Origin of the sequence: Cobetia sp. UIB-001 (assembly GCF_044789135.1) — a bacterium.
GTDB lineage: Bacteria > Pseudomonadota > Gammaproteobacteria > Pseudomonadales > Halomonadaceae > Cobetia > Cobetia amphilecti.
Window position 1 is genome coordinate 2297407 of the sequence record NZ_CP058244.1, and the last position, 21229, is coordinate 2318635.

A 21229-nucleotide genomic window follows, 5' to 3' on the forward strand; every position below is an offset into this window, starting at 1 on the left:
GAGTGTCGATATTGCTTGCCAGTCGTCGTGACTGACGCAGATGGCCTAGGCCGCCTCCACCGGCGCTGCCGGCGCCAGCTCGGAGGTGCAATGACCACAACGAGTCGCCGCCAGCGGCACCTTGGAAAGACAATACGGGCAATCCTTGTCGGTGACCTCTTCCGGCGCTTCCTCGGCTTCCTTCTTGAGCTTGTTGATCTGGCGGATCAACACGAATACCGCCAGCGCCACCAGGGCAAAGCTGATGATGGCATTGATGAACAAGCCATAGTTCAGCGTGACGGCTCCCGCTTCCTTGGCCGCCTCGAGACTGGCATAGGGCGCGGCCTGAGCGCCTTCCTTGAGGACGACAAAGAAGTTGGCGAAATCGACTCCGCCGATCAGCAGCCCAATCAGCGGGTTGAGCATGTCACCGACCAGACTCTTGACGATCAGTGTGAATGCCCCGCCGATGATGATGCCGACCGCCATGTCGACGACGCTTCCCTTGACGGCAAAATCACGAAATTCCTGCATGAATCCGGACATCTGTCATCTCCTGTCACTCGCTAACCATCCGGTGGATTGCCACGCATCATGCATGGCCCGCACTGAGACACATCCCACGCCATTGTTGTTGTCATTGTCTGCGCCCTACCGACCTTCGCCCCAGCAAGCTTCATCACACGGATGCCAGCAAGACAACATGACCCGAACATTATGCCGTGCTGATGCCGCGCCATGGGTTGGCTGTGTAAACGTAGGGTTACACGCATGTCTGGACACAAAAAACGCCACCTTTATCTGGGCATAAAAAAACGCCACCCCGAGGGGTGGCGTTCTTCATGGCGTGATCGACAGTCTGGCTATCGCAGCACCATTACAACATCGCCGCTAGAGCAACGCCGTTGTGGCAACGCCGTTGCGGCAACTATCTCAGTGCTCACGGGTCGCGCGGAAGGTGATGTCCGGCCAGCGCTCCTGGGTCAGCTGCAGGTTGACGCGGGTCGGCGCGATGTAGGTCAGCCAGCCACCGCCGTCGTAGGCCAGGTTGGCACTGGCCTTACGCTTGAAGTCTTCCAGCATCTTGGTGTCATCGCAGTAGATCCAGCGCGCGGTCTGCACGTTGATCGCCTCATAGATGCACTCGACCTTGTACTCTTCCTTCAGGCGGTGAGCGACCACGTCAAACTGCAGCGTACCGACAGCACCGACGATCAGGTCGTTGTTGTCGAACGGCTGGAAGACCTGGGTCGCGCCCTCTTCGGAGAGCTGCTGCAGACCTTTCTGCAGCGCCTTCATCTTCAGCGGGTCCTTCAGGCGCACGCGCTTGAACAGTTCCGGCGCGAAGTGCGGAATGCCGGTGAAGCGCATGTCCTCGCCGATGGTGAAGGTATCACCGATCTGGATGGTGCCGTGGTTGTGCAGGCCGATGATATCGCCCGGCCAGGCCTCTTCCACGTGGGAGCGGTCCGCCGCCATGAAGGTCAGGGCATCAGGAATCTTGACGTCCTTGTTGATGCGCACGTGTCGCATCTTCATGTTCTTCTCGTACTTGCCGGAGCAGACACGCAGGAAGGCAACACGGTCACGGTGTTTCGGGTCCATGTTGGCCTGGATCTTGAACACGAAGCCGGTGAAGCGCTCATCGTGGGCCGTGACTTCGCGGGTATCGGTATCGCGCGGCTGGGGCGGCGGGGCATATTCGACGAAGCCGTCGAGCATCTCGCGCACGCCGAAGTTGCCCATGGCGGTACCGAAGTAGACCGGCGTCAGTTCACCGCGACGATAGGCCTCGAGATCGAACTCGTGAGAGGCGCCGCGCACCAGCTCGACTTCCATGCTCAGCTCTTCGATCAGGTCTTCGCCCAGCACTTCGATGGCTTCGGGGCTGTCGAGGCCCTTGATGCGCACGTCATCGGGGATGCGGTTGCCCTGGCCCTGCTTGTAGAGGTGGATCTCGTCATTGAGCAGGTGATAGACGCCCTTGAAACCCTTGCCGACGCCGATCGGCCAGGTCATCGGCGCACACTGGATGTTGAGCACCGTCTCGACTTCGTCCATCACCTCGATGGGGTCACGCGTCTCGCGGTCCATCTTGTTGACGAAGGTCAGGATCGGCGTGGTGCGCAGGCGGCAGACTTCCATCAGCTTGATGGTGCGGTCCTCGACACCCTTGGCACCATCGATGACCATCAGCGCCGAGTCGACGGCGGTCAGCGTCCGGTAGGTATCTTCGGAGAAGTCCTCGTGCCCGGGGGTATCCAGCAGGTTGACCATGCGGTCCTTGTAGGGGAACTGCATCACGGAGGTGGTCACGGAGATGCCACGCTCCTGCTCCATCTTCATCCAGTCAGAGGTTGCGTGGCGATCGGCCCGCTTGCTCTTGACCGAGCCGGCCATCTGGATGGCATTCCCGAACAGCAACAGCTTCTCGGTAATGGTGGTCTTACCGGCATCCGGGTGAGAGATGATGGCGAATGTACGGCGCACATCCGCCGCCTTGGCAATCTGGGAATCTGACATGAGCTGAAAGGCATCCGGCCCGACGTGAGGCACGCCGCGCGCACTGTTGGGTGAATAGCAGAACAAGACGAATGGCGCGCATTGTAGCGGCTGGCGCGGCGCGGCAACAGAGGCGAGCGCGATCAGCGGCCTTCAGTCATCCTTGCGCGCGCGAAAATGCCAGGGCCCCTCGCCCACCGGGGCCTGATCATTGAGGATCTCGTGGCGGATGGCATCCTCGATCTCGTCGCTGTCCAGGGGATAGAGGCCGCATTGCTTCAGCGCGCAGCGAACCCGGATGTCACGCCCGAGATATTCGAGCAGCACGCGGGTACTGGCCGGCGTGCGATCACCACTTGCCGATACCCCGATCCGCAGCCCCTTGAGGCGCGACACACGGCTGGTGAAGGTCGGGTAGAGGATGGTCTGGGTGATCTCATTGCCGGTCATCGACTCGTAGTCGGTCATGAAGATGCGATCGCTCAGATAGAACGCCATCCCCTGATACTTGCAGTGTGACACGCCGACGCCGGACGACTCGCGCTCGACCAGGCGCTCAAGACGCTGGTAATAGACGCCATCCTCGCGCTGGATGATGGACACCAGCCCCCGCAGTATCCGCCCCGGCGACGACGTCGACAGATAGTACTCATAGTAGTGGCCCACATAGCGGCTCAGCTCGGAGGCGCCCGAGCGTCTCAGCTGCGCCAGCGGCTCGCTCTCCACACGCGTGGCGTGACTCTCGCGCGGCTTGGGGCGCACCTGCACCAGACGCTGGAACTGACGATTGGGCAGCAGGATCTCGTGCTCCTCCACCCCGAAGAACTCGCAGATCCGTCGCAGCGTATGCGCAGCGGGCCGGTACTGACCGCTCAGATATCGATTGAACTGTGGCCGACTGATCTCGAGCCGCCGACTCACCTCGGCGATGGATCGGTAGTAGCTGCACAGCAGCCGCAGATTGAGGGCCAGGTCTTCGTTCATGGGTCTGTCTCGCGCCGGGATAGAGCCTCAGTCTACGCCGCTCCCCCGCCATGACCCAGAGTACATCAGGCGCAGTCTGTATCAGATAGTGCGTCTGAGTGCGCCACCTTGAGTCAGGTCGTCAAATTCCGCGCCTCACGAGTGAATGATGCAATGCAGAAGTCCCTCACACGCAGATAGTAATAACCATAAAAGAGGCTATCGCATGACTCCTGCATCCAAACTCACGTTCCACGGCGGGCCCTGGGTCTCGTTCCTGCCCATCCTGTGCTTCATCACCACGGCCATCCATGTGGCCACCAGCCTGGAGGAGCCGACCATCCAGGGCATGTGGGTCGGCATTCTCGCCGGCCTGCTGGTCACCTTCCTGTTTGCCCGTGACAAGTCCGTCTACAGCGACACCATCATGAAGGGCATGGCCAGCAAGGTGGCCATCGCCCCGGTGGCGGCGTGGATCTTTGCCGGCATCTTCGCCACGGTTCTGCGCTCCTCGGGACTGGTGGACGGCATCCTGTGGGCGGCCTATCACACCGGCGCCACCGGCACGGCCTTCCTTGTCGTGACCTTCCTCGCCTGCGCCCTGTTCGCCACCGCGGCAGGCACCGGCTTCGGCACCATCGCCGCGGGCATGGGCGTGCTCTATCCCGCAGGCGTCATGCTGGGCGCCGACCCGCTGCTGCTGGCAGGGGCCATCGTGGGCGGCGGCGCCTTCGGCGACAATCTGGCGCCCATCTCCGACACCACCATTTCCTCGGCGGCGAGTCAGGGCGCCGACATCGGTGGCGTGGTTCGCTCCCGACTGCCCTTCACGCTGGTGGCCGGCAGCATCACGCTCGTGGTGATGGTGCTGATCAGTCTGACGCAGCAAACCACGCCGCTGGTCATCGCGCATGAACAGCTGGCCGAGCACATGGACCCCAAGGGCCTGGTGATGTTGCTGCCCGCCCTGGCCGCCATCTACGTGGCCATGAAGAAAGGCGATGTGATCTTCGCCACCACCGTGGGAATCCTATCCGGCATGCTGGTGGCGATGCTCACCGGCCTCAACACCCTGAGCGGTTTCGTGTCGGTCGAGAATGGCGCGCTGATCAATGGCGTGGCCGGCTGGATGGCAGACCTGTCGATTCTGGTGATCCTGCTGTCGGCGGGCATTCGCCTGATGCTCGATGGCGTTGGCAGTGAGAGGCTGATCAATGCGCTCAAGGGGGTCGTGCGCACACCGCGTGGCGCGGAAGCCTCCTCCGCCGGGCTCTCGCTGCTGATGTCCTCGCTGATGAGCATCAATGCCCCGGCGATCCTCGCGGTCGGCCTGTCCTACGCCAAACCGGTCGGTGAACGCTTCGGCCTGAGCCCTTACCGTCGCGCCAACATCATCGACAGCATGTCCTGCACCCTGGTCTATTCGCTGCCCTGGTCCGCCGCGCTGCTGTTCGCCTCCGGGCTGTCCGTGAAGGCCGCCGAGACCTTCCCCGGCGTGCCGGCCCTGATGCCGCTCGATCTGACGCCCTGGGTGCTCTACGCCTGGGTCCTGCTGGCCGTGATGAGCGTCTCCATCGCCACCGGCTGGGGCCGTCGTTTCAGCCCGGCAGGCCAGGCGAGCGCGCAGGACGAAGATACCGGCGACACGCCCGCTGTGCGCTCCTCGCTGTCAGCGTCAGCCCCAAGTTCAGTCTCAAGTTCAGCCCCAAGCTCAGCCAACTGATGTGCCCCTGACTGAGCTGCCCTCGACTGAACCTTCACTGCCTGCCCCGCAACATGACGACGGACACCGCCATGCAAGATACTGAGCTGCGCCAACGCAACGTGATCGGCATCCTCACCGGCTCCGGCCCGGATGCCGGACTGGATCTCTGGAACAAGCTGCTGATCGCCAACAAGGCCCGTATCGGGCCTGGCTATCGGGGAGATCTGGATGCGCCACATGTCCACCTGATCTCCCAGCCGGCGCTCGGGCTGTCCATGGAGCTCGAGACTCATGACCAACAGGTCTGGGAGGCACTGGCCGACAGCGCCCACAAGCTCGCCGAGCATGTCGACTACTACGCCATCGCCTGCAATACGCTGAACTACTATCAGCCACAGCTTGAGGCCCTGAAATTGAATGCCCAGCTGGTGTCGTTCAGCGATGTCGTCATCGACAGGGTGCGGCGCGACGGCTTGAGCAAGGTGGCGCTGCTGGGCGCGAAGTCCGTGACGGACATGGGGGACTGGTCACCCTATCGGGCACTGACGGAGGTGGTGGAAGTCGAGGTGCCCGCCGACCCACACCTGCTGCATCAGATCATCTATGACGTGAAGGCGCATGGCGGCGATGACCCGAGCGTGGTCCAGCGCTTTCATGCGCTGCTGGAGAGCCTGTCGGCAGACACCGTGCTGCTGGCCTGTACCGAGCTGCCACTGATTCCCGTCAGCTCGTCAGGCAACGACGCAGCCCCCGCCAAGACACTGATCGATGTCACGGAACTGGTCGCGGAGGAACTCGCCCGCAAGTCCTGCGGCGTCTGACCCCGCTTGGCACCGCCTGAACCCGCCTGATTTCCCCCTCCTTGACCCAGCCCTGGCAACAGAGGAACTGCCTGCCAGGGCCTTACTCCTCGCTCTCGGACAGTGACTCGATGATACGGCACTGCGCCACCACCCCGCCGGCGCAGCAGTGTGTCAGGCGCTGCAACTCCTCCTCCATGACGGCGAGATCGCGCTGACGCTTGCGCACCTCGGCCAGCTGCGCCTCGATGCGCGCGTCTATCTGATCGCACGGCAACGCCTGCTGATCCGCCAGCCCCAGCAAGGCGCGGATATCGTCCAGCGAGAAACCCAGGCGCCGACAACGGCGGATGAAGGTCAACCGGCGCAGTTGTGCATTGCCATATTCGCGATAGCCGTTGGCCGCACGCCGCTGCGGGGCCAACAGCCCCTGCTTCTCGTAGTAGCGGATCGTCACCGCCTGGACGCCTGAGGCCTTGGCCAGCTGGCCGATGCTCATCGCCCCTGTGACAGCCTTTATGTCAGACCTTGTGCAAGCCGCTGAGCTTTGCGGGTCTTGCGCTGCTGTTCCCGGCTCGCGCTCGGATCCTTGTGTCATGAGGCTTGACCTTATAGTGACTATAACCTCCATGCTGTCAGCAATACGACAGGAGGCCAAGACCCCTTATGAAAAGCTGTTGCGAAAGCAAGTCCGGCGAGCTGGCAGAGCTCAGAGCCTCTCAGGGCAAGGTGCTCAAGATCCTTTTGGCACTGAATGCCAGCATGTTCTTCATCGAATTCACCGCGGCCTGGTGGCTGGGCTCCACCGCGCTGCTGGGGGATTCACTCGACATGTTCGGCGATGCCAGCGTCTACGCCCTGACCCTCTACGTCCTGCACCGCAGCGTGCGTGAACGTGCGTTGAGCGCGCTGGTGAAAGGCATTGTGATGCTGGCACTGGGTGTGATCGTCCTTGGCGAGGCGGGCTATCAGGCCCTCCATGGCGTCGCCCCCGCCGCACACGGCATGGGTGCCTTCGCCCTGCTGGCGCTAGCCGTCAATCTCGTGTGCTTCGGCCTGCTGTGGCGCTTCAAGTCGGATGATCTGAACATGCGCTCCACCTGGCTGTGTTCACGCAATGACATCATCGCCAATGCCTCGGTCTTCGGGGCCGCGCTACTGGTAGGCTGGACAGGTTCCCGCTGGCCGGATGTGCTGCTGGGGGCGGCGATTGCCGCACTCTTCCTGCAGTCCGCCTGGCAGGTGATTCGCGATACGCGATTTGAGCTTGGCGAGGCCAAGCAAGCCGAAAGCGCGCAAGCTGCGCATGAGCAAGACGCAAGCTCGCAAACCTCTGACGCTCCGCCATCATCCTGCGCCACTCGCGGTTGTTGCGCGCCATCCACGGCTGCCGTGGTGGTCGAGCAGACACCCGCCAGCGGCGGCTCCAGCAAGTGTTGTCGTTGAGACGATGACCTGAAACGACAGCGACCCACCGTTTCGGGTGGGGCGCTGCTTGCTGCCTTGAAGCCATGCGCGTCAGGCCGCCGGACAATCTGGCTGACGCTCGGGGTGGGCCTGCTGGAAAGCTTCCAGTGACTGACAGGCCGCCTCGATGGCCAGAATCCTCGGGTAGTCCTTGAGTTCACACTCGAAGCGGCGCGCATTGTAGAGCTGGGGCATCAGGCAGGCATCCGCCATGCCCGGGCTATCTCCATGGCAGAACCGCCCTGCACTTTCCGCCAGCATCACTTCCAGACGCGCGAAGCCCTCGGCGACCCAATGTCGGTACCACTCAAGGCGCTGCTGCTGGGTGACCTCAAGCCGATCGGTCAGATAATTGAGCACGCGCGGATTGTTGAGCGGATGCATCTCACAGGCCATGAACTGGCACAGTGAGCGCACCTTCGCACGCGCTTCCGGCACTGAGGGCAACAGCGCCGGGGTGGGCCAGCGCTCCTCCAGATATTCCATGATCGCGAGCGACTGGATCAGGGCCACCGGTGCGGGGGTATCTCCCACCATCAGGGTCGGCACCAGTCCCTGGGGGTTGATGGCCAGATAGTCCTCGCTGCGCTGTTCGCCCTTGAGCAGATTGACCGGCACCTGAGCGACCTCTATCCCCTTGAGCGCCAGCGCGATTCTTACCCGATAGCTGGTAGATGAACGGTAATAGCCATACAGGCTCATTGAACTCATGCTGCACTCCCCTGTGACGCGGTTGGATGCCGGCCGCCCCTTCGCACTACCTCGCACCCAGTTGGCTTGAGGCTTACCGGCACACGACGTCTTCCCGAGACGTGTCTCTGAGAAGCTCTACCTCACGACGCCGCCCTCAGGCGTCCAACTGCGTCACCTGCTGATCAATGGCGCCGAAGATGCTCTGACCATCGCGATCGAACATCTCGATGCGAATGCGATCACCGAAACGCATGAAGGGCGTGCGAATCTCATCGAACAGGATCTTCTCGACCATGCGCACTTCCGCCAGACAGCTATAGCCCACGCCCCCTTCGCTGATCGGTTTGCCGGGGCCGCCATCCTTGCCGGGATTGGACACGGTGCCTGAGCCGATGATCGCACCGGCGCCCAGGGGGCGAGTCTTCGCGGCGTGCGCCACCAGCTGCGGGAAGCTGAAGATCATGTCTGGCCCGGACTCTGGCTCACCGAACTTCTCACCATTGAGATGCACGCTCAGCGGCAGATGTACGCGCCCCTGCTGCCAGGCATCCCCCAGCTCGTCCGGCGTCACGGCGATGGGCGAGAAGCTTGACGACGGCTTGGCCTGGAAGAAGCCGAAGCCCTTGGCCAGCTCGCCGGGGATCAGCCCACGCAGACTGACGTCATTGACCAGCATCAACAGGCGAATGTGGTCCTCGGCCTGCTCCGGACTGACGTGCATCGGCACATCATCGGTGATGACGGCGATCTCGCCTTCGAAATCAATGCCATGCTCCTCACTGACACATACGATATCGGCGCTGGGGGCCAGGAAGCTGTCGCTGCCGCCCTGATACATCAGCGGGTCATGCCAGAAGGTCTCGGGCATCTCGGCGCCACGCGCCTGACGCACCAGCTGGACATGGTTCAGATACGCCGAGCCGTCTGCCCACTGATAACTGCGCGGCAGCGGGGAATGCAGCGCCTGACTTTCCAGCGCAAAGGCGTCCGTCAGCGTGCCATCATTGAGCGCCGCGTAGCGTTGCTCGAGCCCGGGCGCCAGCGACGTCCAGTCTTCCAGCAGCGCCTGCAGGGTCGTGGCGACATCCGCGACCTTGACGGCGCGGGTCAGATCACGGGAGACCAGCAGCAGCGTTCCATCACGGGAACCATCCTGGTAGGTAGCGAATTTCATGGGTGCCTCCTTGAAGAGCAACGTGAGCAATAATGCAGGAATTGCCTGGGGTCGGATGACGATGAACAGTCAAAGGTCATCACTGATGCAGGGTGAATTAAGGAGTGAATCAAGGGGTGAATTGAGGAGTGGTGTGAGGCGTGAAGTGAGACGCGAGCCCCTGCCAGACCGAGCCGTAGTCGCGCTGCCGAGCGCTCGACGACAGGGCCTGTGGGGTGGGCTGGAACAGATAGCGACTCTCGAACATGAAGGCGAGCGTATTGCCCTGATAGCGGGGGGCAAGTTCCGCCTGACTGGCGGCCTCGAAGGTGGCAGCGTCGGGGCCATGCGGGGTCATGGCGTTGTGCAGACTCGCGCCGCCCGGACGGAAACCTTCGCGCTTGGCGTCATATTCGCCATGGATCAGCCCCATCAACTCGCTCATCAGGTTGCGATGGAAATACGGCGGCCGGAAGGTGTTCTCGGCGACCATCCAGCGTGGCGGGAAGATCACGAAGTCGAGATTGGCGACCCCGGCAGTGTCAGACGGTGATGTCAGCACGGTAAAGATCGAGGGGTCAGGGTGATCGAAGCTGACCGTATTGATGGTATTGAAGGTCGCCAGATCATATTTGTAGGGCGCGTAGTTGCCGTGCCAGGCCACGACATCCAGCGGTGAATGATCCAGGCTCGCGCGCCAGAAACGCCCGCCGAACTTGGCCACCAGCGTGAAGTCACCGGCTTCGTCCTCGAAACGTGCCGATGGCGCGAGGAAGTCACGCGGATTGGCCAGTCCATTGCTGCCGATGGGCCCCAGCGAGGGCAACTCGAGAGGCGCGCCATAGTTCTCGGCCACATAGCCTCGACAGCCCTCCGCGTGCCCCGCCAGCGGATTGAGCTGGAACTTGATACCACGCGGAATCACGACGATCTCGCCGCTGGCGACTTCCAGCAGGCCCAGCTCGCTGCGCACCTCGATGGCACCCTGCTGCGGCACGATCAGCAATTCGCCGTCAGCATTGTAGAAAAAGCGCTGCTGCATGCCGCGAGAGAAGGCGTAGAGATGCGTGGCACAGCCCTGCTGCGCCTGGGCATCCCCATTGACTGCCAGCGTGATCAGGCCTTCCAGAAAATCGCCAGCGCAGAACGCGATGGGGTCCCAGCGCATCGGGTTGGGATCCGGCATTCCCTCGGCCAGCGGTGCGGTGGCGACCTGCGGCATCTCCATGAGCTGATAGGCGCCCTGCACCACCGAGGGCCGAATGCGGTAAAGCCAGCTGCGCAGGTTGTGGCTACGCGGCGCGGTGAAGGCCGAGCCGCTCAACTGCTCCGCGTACAGGCCATAGGGGCAACGCTGGGGAGAGTTCTGGCCCTGCGGCAAGGCGCCAGGCAACGCCTCGCTGGAGACATGATTTCGAAAACCGGCGTGATAATGACACTCAGCATTGCGCTCGCGCATGACGATTCATCTCCTTGTGGGCTCGCGGCTCCTGATGACCTGGGGCATCCACGGCAAGACATGCCGCCACCGCCCTCAAGTAGTTACATATGAAACCATATAGACAGATTCATACCTTGGCAATCGCTCAATTGCTCGACTTTTGTCTTGCTCGCTGTCGAAAGTGGTAACATCGGTAACCTTATCCGACCGCCATGCACTGTCGTGACAACGCTGGTCAGCCCTCTCACCGAGACAGGTAACTCTCGATGCAACGCACTGATGACACTCCCGAAGCACGCGATGCCCTTGATGGGGAAGCCTCACAGGACACGCCCCGCTGCGAGCTGGATCTTGACCAGTTCCTGCCCTATCGCCTCAACCGACTAGCCGAGCGCACCAGTGAGGCGATGTTCGCCCGCTATGGCGAGCGCTTCGCCATCAATGTCGCCGAGTGGCGTCTGCTGGCCTGGTTGAGCCGTGGCGTACCGATGACCGCGCGGGAAGTCAGCCTGCGCACCCACATGGACAAGGTACGCGTCTCGCGCGCCGTCAAATCACTGGAGAGCCGTGAACTGATCCTGCGTCGTCCGAGCGAGCAGGACCAGCGTGCGCAGCTGCTCGTTCTCACCGCCGAGGGCGAGGCCATGCTCGCGGAGCTGATTCCCGAAGCGCGGCGTTTCGAGGATGAGCTGCTCGGCGCCGTCAATGCACGCCAATACCGTGATCTGCTGCTCACCATGCAGACTCTGGAGCGACAACTGGATCAATTGCCGGGCAGCGACTGAGGCAGTCACACAAGGCGCTCATCAACTGAATGACAGGGGATTGCCTGGCCGCCATTTCGTGCGACGTACAATTATGGTATAGGTTATGTACTGCTTTTAAGGAGCCTTGCCAGCATGCATCGCAAACCGTACCTGCCCAGCAAGCCATGTCAGACCTGCCAGCGCCCCTTCACGTGGCGAAAGAAGTGGCAGGACTGTTGGGACGACGTACGCCATTGCAGTCAGCGCTGTCGTCGCAACGCACGCCAGCTGGCACGGGAGGCGCGCGATGACGTCCACTGACCCCTGGCTGGTATGGTTGAACGAGGACCTGCGCCTGGATGACAACCCGTTGTGGCAAGCCGCGCTCGAGGAGCAAGCCTCGCACCTGCTGGTCGTGCATGTGGTGGCGGAGACGACCTTTCAGCCCTTCGGCAGCGTCAGCCCCGGGGAGCCACGCCTGCAGCCGCTCAGCACGGGACGGCAACATGCCCTGCTCGGGAGCCTGGAATCGCTGCGCACGCGACTTCAGGCGCTGGGCAGTGACCTGCTGATCCTCCACGGCGACGCGGCACAGCTGATTGGGCAACTGGCAAGGCAATATGGCTGCCGGGGCGTCATCACGCGCCGCGCCACGGGCGTGGTGGAACGACGCCAGCAACGCGCGGTGGCAAGCCAGTGTCGCCTGCGGCAATTGAACAGCGGTTTGCTGCTGGACGAAGACGAGCTGCCGGAACCACTCGCCGCACTTCCCGAGAGCTTCAGTGCCTTCCGGCGCAAGCTGGAGAAGGCCCGCCCGAGCCTCCCCGACATGCCCGCCCCGCTGGACGCACCATCTACGCTCCCCGGTTGGCCAGAGGCCGCCCCTCGCGGCTTTCAGGGCACGGCCAGGCACCTGCTCGAGGCTCGCCACTGGCAGGCCGACACCCGTGGCGAATACACCTTTGCCCCCGGAGAGCACGCCGGCTTGCAGCGCCTGCAGGATTACCTGAGCCCGGCCTTCGCCGGCCAGTACAAGACCACCCGCAATCGTCTCAGCGGCGCGGATTTCTCGACCCGCTTCTCCGTGTGGCTGGCACTGGGCTGTCTGTCACCGCGGCGGATACTGGACGCGCTGCACCGCTTTCAGACCACGCTACCCGAGCACTGCGAGCATCCGCAGGCAGCCTTCAAGGACAGCGACTGGATCCGCGTCGAGCTTTTATGGCGCGAATACTTCCATTGGGATGCACGGCGGCTGGGCAGACACACCTTCACGAGCGAGTCCCCAGGCCACGACGCGGCTCAGCCGCGCAGCCATGCGCAGACGTCGGAAGCGCTTGAACGCTGGCAGGCCGGAATGACCGGGGTGCCATGGGTCGATGCCGGCATGCGTGAACTGGCGGCTACCGGCTGGCTGAGCAACCGCATGCGCCAGAACGTGGCGAGCTTTCTGGTCAAGGACCTTGGCGTGGACTGGCGCCAGGGAGCAGCCTGGTTCGAGCATCAGCTACTGGATCACGACGTCGCCTCCAACTGGGGCAACTGGCGCTATCTGGCGGGTATCGGACGTGATCCGCGCGGGGATCGGCACTTCAACATGATGAAGCAGGCACGCCAGCATGACCCTCTCGGTCATTACGTCAGCCGCTGGATACCGGAGCTTGCGACACTGCCCGCCGGCATGCAGCGCCATGCGCCCTGGCTCGCCTGGTCAAGCAGCACTGGCCGCGACAGATCAGCGGGCCACTACCCGCGCCAGCCTCTCACGCATGTCGAGGGTTGGGAGGCCCATCTGGCCGACATCACACCGACACGCGTGACGCCCTGGCTGAGTGGCTCCTTCGAGCGAGGCTGACAAGCGTTGAACCACGAAGAGAGCGCCACAAAGCGGGCACAACGAAGAGAAAGCAACGCAGGGGATTGCATGGCGCCTTGGCGCTAACTGGCCGTCAGGGCTGCACTTTATGAGCCTTATTCACTATCATGGCCGCATTCCTCGCAGGAGTCGTCATGAATCAGCCGCTACCGCCACCACTGTCCACGCCGCACCGCAATCTCATTCGTCTGACCATCGCGCGCGGCATCACCTGGACCGGCTTTCTCATCCTGATCATCTTCGGGCTCGAGATCATCGGCTTTCAGCTCAATGTGCTGCCCGTCATCTCGATCATCATCGCGATGGGGCTGGTCAATGTCGCGACCTGGTGGCGCCTCGGGCAGTCGCATCCCGTCACCGACACCGAGAACCTGATTCACCTGCTGGTGGATATCGCCGGTCTGACGATGCTGTTCTTCCATACCGGTGGCTCCACCAACCCCTTCGTGCCCTATTATCTGGTGCCGGTGACCATGGCGGCCGCAACGCTCCCTTGGCGTTATGCCTGGGTGATTGCCGCGGTCGGCATGGGCTGTTACAGCTTCCTGATGGTGTTCTATGAGCCGGTGCCACAGCTGGCGACCTATGAACTGGGCGGACGCATCAGCCTGCATGTCATCGGCATGTGGCTGAACTTCGGCCTGTCGGCGTTGCTGGTGACCTACTTCATCTACAAGATGGCCCATGCCCTGCGCACCCGGGATCAGGCGCTGTCCACCACGCGTGAGGCCGCCCTGCGCAGCGAGCAGGTATTGGCGGTGGCCAGCCAGGCCGCCGGCACCGCGCATGAGCTGGGCACCCCGCTCTCCACCATGGCGGTGCTGCTGAGCGAGATGCGCGAGGATGCCAAGGACAGGAATGACCCTCAGCTGGAGGATGATCTTGCCCTGCTGCGCAGTCAGGTCGACACCTGCAAGCAACGCCTGCAGGCGATGGTGGCCGCAGCCGACCGCCGCCGCATGGAGCAGCCTCAACCCATCAATGCTGCCCAGTGGCTGGAGGAAATCGTGCAGCGCTGGCTGGTGGTGCGTCCGGATGTGCAGCATAGCGTCGAGGTGACGCCCGGCGCTGAACAGGCCTCCATGCTGGTGGATACCACGCTTGAGCAGGCGCTGATGAACCTGCTCAACAATGCCGCCGACGCCTGCCCGGATGATATCGAGATCACCCTGGAGCAACGCGATCAGGAAGTGCTGATCGACATCCGCGATCATGGCGATGGCGTGCCCATGGCGGTGGCGGATCAGCTCGGCGAGACCTTCATCTCCACCAAATCCAAGGGCATGGGCATCGGCCTGTTCCTCACGCATGCCACCATCAACCGGTTCGGTGGCGGCGTCAGTCTGTACAACCACGAAGATGGCGGCACCTTGACGGAAGTGCGCCTCCCCCTTCATCTGACATGATGGCGGCAAAGACCGCCCAAGCGAGAACCCTGATGAGCGATGCAACCCGACTGCTGATCATCGACGATGATGAATTCTTCTGCCAGGTCACGGCGCGCGCCATGACGCGCCGCGGCTATGAAGTGGAAGTGGCCCGTGATGAAGCCCAGGCACTCAGCGTGGCACGCAGCCACCGCCCGGAGTTGATCACGCTGGACCTGAAGCTGGAGCAGAGTTCCGGCCTCAAGCTGCTGCCCGAGCTGATCGCCCTGCTGCCTGACACGCGTATCGTGGTGCTGACCGGGTATTCCAGCATCGCCACCGCGGTGGAAGCCATCAAGCTTGGCGCGGTCAACTACCTATGCAAGCCCGCCGATGCCGACGAGATTCTCAACGCCTTCAACCGCGAAGGCGGCGACCCTGCCGCCGAGATCTCCGACAACCCGCCGTCGGTCAACCGCCTGACCTGGGAGCACATCCAGAAGGTGCTCAACGAGCACGATGGCAACATCTCCTCCACCGCCCGCGCCCTGGGCATGCACCGCCGCACCCTGCAACGCAAGCTGCAGAAGCGTCCGGTCAAGCGCTGAGACATCGGCGCTGCCCTAGTCTGCATCCCAGGCGACACTTCGCTGCCGGCCAAGCAAAAGCCCTCACCATCCTTGCTCGCAAGCGCGAATCGATGGTGAGGGCTTCGTGTCTCTGCATTGTCTGGAATGAGCCGTTGCTCAAGGGTACGCCGTTACTGCGCCGTCCACCCCAGGTCCATGTTGAAGCTGGAGCCGGTCACTGAGCCTGCCTTGTCGGAGGCCAGCCACACCGCCATGTCCGCCACTTCGGAGGGATCGATCATGTGCTTGATCGCCGCGCCCTTGAGCATGATCTTCTCGATCACTTCATCTTCGGGCATGTCATTGAGCTTGGCCTGCTCGGCGATCTGCTTGTCGACCAGCGGCGTGCGCACGTAGGCCGGGCAGATGGCATTGGCGGTGATGCCGCTTTCGCCCCCTTCCAGCGCAGCGGTTCTGGTCAGCCCCATCAAGCCGTGCTTGGCGCTGACGTAGGCCGCCTTGCCCGGTGACGCGACATGGGCGTGAATGGACGCCATGTTGACGATGCGCCCATAGCCATTCTTCTCCATATGCGGCCAGGCCGCCTGGATCAGCGTGAATGGCGCACTCAGCATCAAGGCGATGATCTGATTCCACTTGGCTTCGGGGAAGTCCTTGATGCGCTCGACATGCTGGATGCCGGCATTGTTGACCAGGATATCGAGGCGCCCGAAACGGGACACGGCTTCATCCACCGCCGCGCGACACTGCTCGGCATCCGTCAGGTCGGCCTTGAAGAAGGCAGCCCCTGCCTTGTCGGCGACCTCTGCCCCCTCATCACTGAAATCGACCGCCAGCACCTGATGCCCGGCATCGCACATCGCCTGCATGATGGCGGCGCCGATACCACTGGCGGTGCCGGTCACCAGTGCAACACGGACAGGGGAAGACTGTTGTTCACTCATGCGAATCTCCTGACAGAGGGGAATGTCATGCTGCTCTGCAACATATAATGAAGATAGCGCTAATCTAGCCGTCTTTGCCACCCGACCATCGCCGAGTTGCACTCCCCGCTGGCATTATCGAGCGCCAGCCAGCATCACAGCCGCATGATGCATTCGACGCAATCATTGGCCTCCGCTGACGCAACCCGGCCGACAGGCACTATTCACGACGAGAAGCGAACCTGCTATGACGGGAAGCGAACCTGCACCAGCAGCCCCGGGGCCTGCGGCGTTCCCAAGGGGCTCTCCTTCAGCGCCAGCGCTGCGCCTAGACGTTCGGCGAGCTCGCGCACGATGGAAAGGCCCAGCCCGGAACCTTGAGTCCTCTGGCCGGCCAGACGCACGAAGCGTTCAAAGACGCGCTCGCGTTCACGCAGCGGGATTCCGGGGCCCGTATCGGCCACTTCCATGCGCCATCCAGCGTCGTCGCGGCGGATATCCAGACGCACCTCTCCGTCTTCTGGCGTATAGCGCAGCGCATTGTCGAGCAGATTGCGCAGCAGCACGTAGAGGCCGTTCTCGTGACTGACCAGCTGAGCGCCGGGTGCAACCTCGATATGCAGCTTGATGCCTCGCTGGCGTGCCATGGGGCCCAGGTCCCTCGCCAGCTCATGGGTCAACTGGGCGAGATCGACCGGACGACGCGGTGCCTCTGCACCGCTTTCCAGCCGTGACAGGGTCAACAGCTGCTCCACTACCCGCGTCATGCGATTGACGCCATCCACGATCATGCGTGCCGAGCGCCGCGAGGCCTCATCCCTGGCATCGGCCTCCAGATTCTGGGCATGCACCTTGATGCCCGCCAGGGGAGTCCGCAATTCATGGGCGGCATTGGCCGTGAAGCGCCGCTCCTTGTCCAGGGTGTCTGCCAGACGCGCCAGCAGTCCATTGAGAGCATCCACCATGCCGCGTATCTCGTCCGGTGCCTCGCTGGCATCCAGCGGCTCAAGGTACCCGGGTTGACGGGCCGTGATCTGATGACTGATGCGCAAGACGGGACGAAAACCGCGCGAGACTGCCACACCGATCAGCAAGGCAATCACGAGCAGCCCGGCCACCAGCGCCAGCACGTTGTGCAACGCAATCTGGCCAGTCAGTTCATCGCGCACATCTTCACGCTGGGCCGCCGTGACCCAGATGCCACTCTCGGGGAAATACAGCGTGAAGGTGAACCAGTCATGGTGATTGTCATGCTGCCTGCCATAGCCGGGCACCGGCAGATAATCGAGCGCCACGGAGCGTGACGAGAGGCCAAGCAATGGCTGGCCCAGCGCATCCCACATCTGGAAGATCAGCTTGTCTTCATAGACATGTCCCAGCGGGGATTTCTCATGGCCATCGGCAAAGCTCAAGGAGGGCGGACGCAGGCTGAACTGGCCCGATGTCATCTGCTGCAACTTTTCCTGACGCTCGACCGGTGTCAACGACGCGAGTCGGGACTGATAGAGTCGCCCCAGCATGCGTGCATTCTGGGCCAGCTCAGCATCGAACAGCTCATCAATCTGCTCGCGGGAATCGAAATAGCTCCAGGCGGCGGCCGTCCCCAGCACGATCACGACGCCACCGATCAGGTTGCGCCGCAGGAAACTGCGGATGGATTTCACGTGAGTTCACCCAGCCGATAGCCCACACCGCGCACGGTCTTGACCACCCCGGTGCCGAACTTGCGGCGCAGATGGTGCACATGCACCTCGATGACATTGCTCTCGACATCGCCATCCCAGCCATAGAGCTGCTCGACGAGCTGATCCCGGCTGAAGACACGACTGGGGTGCAGTAGCAGGAACTCCAGCAGATCAAACTCGCGCCGCCCCAGGCCGACCTCACTACCGGAGAGCGTGACAGTGCGACCAGCCTGATCAATGCGCAACGGCCCCAGCTGCAGGCAACCGCTGGCCTGCCCGGCATGGCGCCTCACCAACGCACGCAGACGCGCCACCAGCTCGGCAATGTCGAACGGCTTGACCAGATAGTCGTCCGCGCCGCCGTCCAGACCACGTACCCGGTCGCTGATGTCATCACGTGCCGTCAGGATCAATACCGGCAACGTCTGGCCCTGACGGCGCAGGTGACTCAAGACCTGCAGACCGTCGAGATCCGGCAGGCCAAGGTCCAGCACCAGCACATCAAAGGGCGAATGCTTGAGCGTGGCGGCGACGTTGGCGCCCTCCTTCAACCATTCAGTGCTCATGCCTTCGCGGCGCAGGGTATGGCTGACCCCCTCGCCCAACAACGGATCATCTTCGACGAGCAGAACTCGCATCTGGACTCCTTGAAATCGTTCTGATTCTGCCATGTCATATCGGGACATGAGGGGACATGAGACAAGACGTCCGCCACCGAAAGGTGACGGACGTTGCAAGCATACTGCGGGATAGCACATCGCCTGTATCGATGGATCAGCCAGCCATTACACACCGCTGCGTGCGCGACGCCCCTGGTGTCGAGCATGGAGCCACCTGGCCAGACGCGCCGTCAGCAGCATCCTCTGCTCGCGCAGCCCGAGCGCGCCACGCTCCAGCATGCGGCGCGGCCCGCCGATGACACGCCGCAGTGCCTCACCCGCCATCAACCAGCCATACGCGAGCGGGTGCCTGGCTCGCGCCAGCCGCAGTCGGAAGATCAGTTTGCGCGCCTGACGCCCCACACTGACAGGATGATTGCCCTGATGACGCGCCAGGCGCATCAACAGAGGGTCCTCTTCACCGGTGATCAGCGCCGGGGTATGCAACCGGATACGTGAGTGCTTCGCTGTCGGCAACGGAACGAAAAAGTCGCCGTCTGCCTGCACGATCAGCTCCAGCAGCGCGCGTCGGCCATCCGCCGAGCCATGAAGTTCAAGACACTCCAGTACCTTGGCGCGCACCTCGGCCGGCCATCCCCCACGCTCGAGCACATGCCAGGCGCGGCCACTCTCCAGATGCCAGCGGCCATCGCCCGGCAGGCTCAGCAAGGTATCGGGGCGCTCCGAAGCCGGGATGTTGCGCAGTTGCGTGCATAGCGCATCACCCCTCACATCTGCGTGCGTCAGTGACAGGCGGCGGTGTTGCTGGCCATTCGGGGTGGGCAACAACCTGCACAGCAAGGCAAGGTCATCCCCCTCTCGCTCGACCAGAATCAATGCAGCCCCTGCCGCCGCCAGCTGCCAACAGAGCTCTCGACAGCTGGAGGCCATCGGCGCCTCGACCAGTACACGATGCCCGGCAAGGCCAGCGGGCTTGAGATTTGCAGCGGTGTGGGCAAGACCAGTGCGGGCCAGACCAGTGCGTTCAAGAACTGTGCGTGCAAGAGAGGTGAACATGAGGGCTTTCCTTGGGTCGAGGCATTGCCAGCCACAGAGGCGCGAGTGGATGACACGCCTTGTGGAACTGCGTAGGAGCATGATCGATCAGCTCACTGACAGACATGTGGCAACGAGGTGACATCTCCACAAGACGTGCTGGCGATTGCCATGGCCAACACGCAAGCGCTGAGCTGAACCATGGAGTGATCACCAGCATGAATGGCTGCGCTTAACGCAAACTTAAGCTCTCACAAGACGATGCCACGATAGCGCCGGCCTTCCTGTTTCTTGCTCGCCGCTTGCTCGCCGCTTGCTCACCTCCAGCTCGACTCTCCACCAATGCCCCTCATGCTCAGAAGCCGAACAGCCTGACGATAGGCGGCACGATGAAGGCGGTCAGCAGACCGGTCAGCCCCATCGACATGCCAGCGAAGGCGCCCGCCAGCGTGCTCACCGACGAGAAGCAAAAGGCAGTACCGATGCCATGCGCGGACAAGCCCATGGTGAAACCCTTGACGGTATCGTCTCGCGCCCCTGCCAGTCGCATGACAACGGGGCCTACCACACAACCCAGGGTGCCGGTCAGCAGTACCAGCCCTGCCGTCAGCGAGGGAATACCGCCCAGTTTTTCGGCGATCCCCATCGCGATCGGCGATGTGACGGATTTGGGCGCCAGGCTCAAGGCCACCTGGGTATGTGCCCCCAGTGCCAGCGCCAGCCCAAGGGTAGTGGTCACGGCGGTGACGATGCCGACGCAACAGGCTGTCAGCAGTGGCCACAGCATCTGCTTGACCCGATCGAGATGATCAAACAGCGGTACCGCCAGCGCGACGGTGGCCGGCCCGAGCAGGAAGTGAATGAACTGGGCCCCTTCGAAGTAGGTGGGATAGTCGGTGTCCGTCAGCCACAGAAACCCGATGATCAGCGCGATGGAGACCAATACTGGATGCGCCAGCGATGCCCCCCGAGCCAGACGGTTGATCGCCGTCGCCAGCAGAAAGGCCACCAGCGTCAACAGCAGATGCAGCAACGGAGAAGCGCTCAGGTACACCCACAGGGCGTCAAGCGGGGCCAGATTCATGAAGACACCTCATCGGCGCTGGGTGACTTGCCCCCTGCTCCACTCGGTGTCGCAGAACCTCGATCGATCAAGCGCTGCAACAGCCACGCCGTGACGAATTGGGTGACCGCGATCGACGCGACCAGCGTGATGGCGATGGCGGTGAGATCGCGTGCGATGAGCTCGAAATGGACCATCACGCCAACGCCCGCGGGCACGAACAGCAGCGACAGATGCGAGAGCAGGCCATTGCTGGCAAGCCTGAGACTGGCAGGCACACGTTCCCGCAGCAGCGCTCGGGCCAGCTGACGTTGACCGAGGTCTCGATCCGCATTCTCGTCAACACGCAGCACTCCTTCCCCCTCTCTGTCCGGGGCAGGCAACAACCGTTTGCGCAGCCGCCCTCGCAACATCAACCCCAGCAGCAGGAACAACATTCCCAGTACCGGCCCCGGCACCGGAAGCAACAACGCACGCCCCGTCACCTCGCCGAGAAACTGGCAAAGCAGCAAGATGCAGAACCCCTTGATCAACGCCATTTCCTTACAGACTCCTCTTGACCGTGTCAGCCCGTCAGGCCGTCATGCTGACAATTATGTCACAGCCATCCCTGACGCC

Annotated in this window: 21 protein-coding genes; 8 read left to right on the forward strand and 13 right to left on the reverse strand. The window is 62.7% G+C overall.

Annotation, left to right across the window (positions count from 1 at the left end; translation table 11 throughout):
* Positions 1 to 45: 45 nt before the first annotated feature.
* The 3 genes from mscL to HA399_RS09635 form a co-directional block, all read right to left on the reverse strand.
* Entirely contained in the window at positions 46 to 528 is a 483-nt protein-coding gene (gene mscL / locus HA399_RS09625) for a large conductance mechanosensitive channel protein MscL (RefSeq protein WP_054557004.1), read from the reverse strand.
* 387 nt (positions 529 to 915) lie between these two features.
* A complete protein-coding gene (locus HA399_RS09630) occupies positions 916 to 2505 on the reverse strand; it encodes a peptide chain release factor 3 (RefSeq protein ID WP_153635928.1) in 1590 nt (529 codons plus the stop codon).
* Positions 2506 to 2637: 132 nt separating this feature from the next.
* Positions 2638 to 3468 (reverse strand): helix-turn-helix transcriptional regulator, encoded by an 831-nt coding sequence (locus HA399_RS09635; protein WP_404324795.1) that lies wholly within the window; start codon positions 3466 to 3468, stop codon positions 2638 to 2640.
* Between the two features lie 205 nt (positions 3469 to 3673).
* Between HA399_RS09635 and HA399_RS09640 the strand changes: the two genes are divergently transcribed.
* Positions 3674 to 5170 (forward strand): Na+/H+ antiporter NhaC family protein, encoded by a 1497-nt coding sequence (locus tag HA399_RS09640; protein WP_404324796.1) that lies wholly within the window; start codon positions 3674 to 3676, stop codon positions 5168 to 5170.
* A 71-nt stretch (positions 5171 to 5241) separates the two neighbouring features.
* Positions 5242 to 5973: an aspartate/glutamate racemase family protein gene (locus tag HA399_RS09645; RefSeq protein WP_404324797.1), complete on the forward strand. Its 732-nt coding sequence runs from the start codon at positions 5242 to 5244 to the stop codon at positions 5971 to 5973.
* An 82-nt stretch (positions 5974 to 6055) separates the two neighbouring features.
* Here the strand turns inward: HA399_RS09645 and HA399_RS09650 are convergent, their stop codons facing one another.
* Positions 6056 to 6451, reverse strand: a complete 396-nt coding sequence (locus tag HA399_RS09650) for a helix-turn-helix domain-containing protein (protein WP_404324798.1) — start codon at positions 6449 to 6451, stop codon at positions 6056 to 6058.
* Between the two features lie 167 nt (positions 6452 to 6618).
* Here HA399_RS09650 and HA399_RS09655 point away from each other — a divergent pair, with 167 nt between their 5' ends.
* Positions 6619 to 7398: a cation transporter gene (locus tag HA399_RS09655; RefSeq protein ID WP_404324799.1), complete on the forward strand. Its 780-nt coding sequence runs from the start codon at positions 6619 to 6621 to the stop codon at positions 7396 to 7398.
* Between the two features lie 72 nt (positions 7399 to 7470).
* On the opposite strand, the gene maiA is transcribed toward HA399_RS09655, so the two are convergent.
* From maiA to hmgA, 3 genes are all read right to left on the reverse strand, one after another.
* Positions 7471 to 8121 carry a maleylacetoacetate isomerase gene (gene maiA / locus HA399_RS09660; RefSeq protein ID WP_404326950.1) on the reverse strand — a complete coding sequence of 217 codons (651 nt, stop codon included), beginning with the start codon at positions 8119 to 8121 and terminating at the stop codon, positions 7471 to 7473.
* Between the two features lie 145 nt (positions 8122 to 8266).
* Positions 8267 to 9286, reverse strand: coding sequence for a fumarylacetoacetate hydrolase family protein (locus HA399_RS09665; protein ID WP_404324800.1), 1020 nt, complete (start codon positions 9284 to 9286; stop codon positions 8267 to 8269).
* A gap of 109 nt (positions 9287 to 9395) precedes the next feature.
* Entirely contained in the window at positions 9396 to 10724 is a 1329-nt protein-coding gene (hmgA, locus tag HA399_RS09670; RefSeq protein ID WP_404324801.1) for a homogentisate 1,2-dioxygenase, read from the reverse strand.
* A 248-nt stretch (positions 10725 to 10972) separates the two neighbouring features.
* Between hmgA and HA399_RS09675 the strand changes: the two genes are divergently transcribed.
* The 5 genes from HA399_RS09675 to HA399_RS09695 all read left to right on the forward strand — a co-directional run bounded on the left by HA399_RS09675 (position 10973) and on the right by HA399_RS09695 (position 15303).
* Positions 10973 to 11491 (forward strand): MarR family winged helix-turn-helix transcriptional regulator, encoded by a 519-nt coding sequence (locus HA399_RS09675; RefSeq protein ID WP_404324802.1) that lies wholly within the window; start codon positions 10973 to 10975, stop codon positions 11489 to 11491.
* A 114-nt stretch (positions 11492 to 11605) separates the two neighbouring features.
* On the forward strand, positions 11606 to 11773 hold the full coding sequence (locus HA399_RS09680) for a DUF2256 domain-containing protein (RefSeq protein ID WP_082388858.1): 168 nt from the start codon (positions 11606 to 11608) through the stop codon (positions 11771 to 11773).
* Positions 11760 to 13307 carry a DASH family cryptochrome gene (locus HA399_RS09685; RefSeq protein ID WP_404324803.1) on the forward strand — a complete coding sequence of 516 codons (1548 nt, stop codon included), beginning with the start codon at positions 11760 to 11762 and terminating at the stop codon, positions 13305 to 13307. Before HA399_RS09680 ends, HA399_RS09685 begins: the two co-directional genes overlap by 14 nt.
* 155 nt (positions 13308 to 13462) lie before the next feature.
* Positions 13463 to 14734, forward strand: a complete 1272-nt coding sequence (locus HA399_RS09690) for an ATP-binding protein (RefSeq protein ID WP_404324804.1) — start codon at positions 13463 to 13465, stop codon at positions 14732 to 14734.
* A 32-nt stretch (positions 14735 to 14766) separates the two neighbouring features.
* A complete protein-coding gene (locus HA399_RS09695) occupies positions 14767 to 15303 on the forward strand; it encodes a response regulator transcription factor (RefSeq protein ID WP_043336058.1) in 537 nt (178 codons plus the stop codon).
* A 152-nt stretch (positions 15304 to 15455) separates the two neighbouring features.
* On the opposite strand, the gene HA399_RS09700 is transcribed toward HA399_RS09695, so the two are convergent.
* The 6 genes from HA399_RS09700 to HA399_RS09725 form a co-directional block, all read right to left on the reverse strand.
* Positions 15456 to 16229: a 3-hydroxybutyrate dehydrogenase gene (locus HA399_RS09700; RefSeq protein WP_054557012.1), complete on the reverse strand. Its 774-nt coding sequence runs from the start codon at positions 16227 to 16229 to the stop codon at positions 15456 to 15458.
* 224 nt (positions 16230 to 16453) lie between these two features.
* The gene (locus HA399_RS09705) at positions 16454 to 17872 is read right to left on the reverse strand and encodes an ATP-binding protein (protein ID WP_404324805.1); all 1419 of its coding nucleotides are present in this window, start codon (positions 17870 to 17872) and stop codon (positions 16454 to 16456) included.
* Positions 17869 to 18531 carry a response regulator gene (locus tag HA399_RS09710; protein WP_215822920.1) on the reverse strand — a complete coding sequence of 221 codons (663 nt, stop codon included), beginning with the start codon at positions 18529 to 18531 and terminating at the stop codon, positions 17869 to 17871. Before HA399_RS09710 ends, HA399_RS09705 begins: the two co-directional genes overlap by 4 nt.
* A 147-nt stretch (positions 18532 to 18678) precedes the next feature.
* Entirely contained in the window at positions 18679 to 19569 is an 891-nt protein-coding gene (locus HA399_RS09715) for a hypothetical protein (protein WP_215822921.1), read from the reverse strand.
* A 334-nt stretch (positions 19570 to 19903) separates the two neighbouring features.
* Positions 19904 to 20632, reverse strand: coding sequence for an LrgB family protein (locus HA399_RS09720; RefSeq protein WP_054557016.1), 729 nt, complete (start codon positions 20630 to 20632; stop codon positions 19904 to 19906).
* Positions 20629 to 21150 carry a CidA/LrgA family protein gene (locus HA399_RS09725; RefSeq protein WP_215822922.1) on the reverse strand — a complete coding sequence of 174 codons (522 nt, stop codon included), beginning with the start codon at positions 21148 to 21150 and terminating at the stop codon, positions 20629 to 20631. Before HA399_RS09725 ends, HA399_RS09720 begins: the two co-directional genes overlap by 4 nt.
* Between the last annotated feature and the right edge of the window lie 79 nt (positions 21151 to 21229).